A 935-nucleotide genomic window follows, 5' to 3' on the forward strand; every position below is an offset into this window, starting at 1 on the left:
GTGCGTCCGGGCAGCGCACCTGCTCGGCTGAGCACGTGATCGGCTGAGCGCATGATCGGCTGAGCGGGCCGCGCCGGGTTGGTCGCACGACGTGCCGCCCGGGTGCCGTCCTGGTCGCACGACGTGCCGTCGGCGGCGGCCTCGGCCGCCACGTTCCGCGACCGACGCGGGTCGCACCCGCGCGTGGTGACGCCGTGTCCGACGGGAGGCACGGTGCCGGCCCGCTACGGGCCTCCTGTCAGGCGGTCGGTGCGTCCACGGCGCCGCCGTACCGACGGTCGCGGCGCGCGTACTCCTCGATCGCTCCCCAGAGGTCGGTGCGTCGGAAGTCCGGCCAGAGCCGGTCGAGGAAGACCATCTCGGCGTACGCCGACTGCCAGAGCATGAAGTTCGACGTGCGCTGCTCCCCCGAGCTCCGGAGGAACAGGTCGACGTCGGGCAGCTCGGGCACGTAGAGCCGCTTGGCCAGGGCCTTCTCCGTCACCTGGCTCGGCTTCATGCGCCCGGCGGCGACGTCCTCCGCCATGCCCCGCACGGCGTCGACGATCTCGTTCCGGCCGCCGTAGTTGACGCACATCGTCAGCGTGCACACGTCGTTGTCGGCGGTCATCCGCTCGGCCGCCTGCAGCTCGTCGACGACGCTGCGCCACAGCCGAGGGCGGCGACCGGCCCAGCGGATCTTCACGCCCCAGGCGTGCAGCTGGTCGCGGCGGCGGTGGATGACCTCGCGGTTGAAGCCCATGAGGAACCGGACCTCGTCGGGCGAGCGCTTCCAGTTCTCCGTCGAGAAGGCGTACGCCGACACGTGCCGGACACCGATCTGGATCGCGCCGGCGACGACGTCGAGGAGCGAGGCCTCGCCGGCCTTGTGCCCCTCGACCCGGGTGAGGCCGCGCTGGTTCGCCCACCGGCCGTTGCCGTCCATGACGATCGCG

At 72.5% G+C, this 935-nt stretch carries 1 protein-coding gene; it reads right to left on the bottom strand.

Annotation, left to right across the window (positions count from 1 at the left end):
• Nucleotides 1–238: 238 nt before the first annotated feature.
• A partial coding sequence (locus I59_RS04910; protein ID WP_022902914.1) for an isoprenyl transferase occupies nucleotides 239–935 on the bottom strand: 697 nt, incomplete at its 5' end.

The sequence above is a fragment of the Curtobacterium sp. B8 genome (genome assembly GCF_000333315.1).
GTDB lineage: Bacteria > Actinomycetota > Actinomycetes > Actinomycetales > Microbacteriaceae > Curtobacterium > Curtobacterium luteum.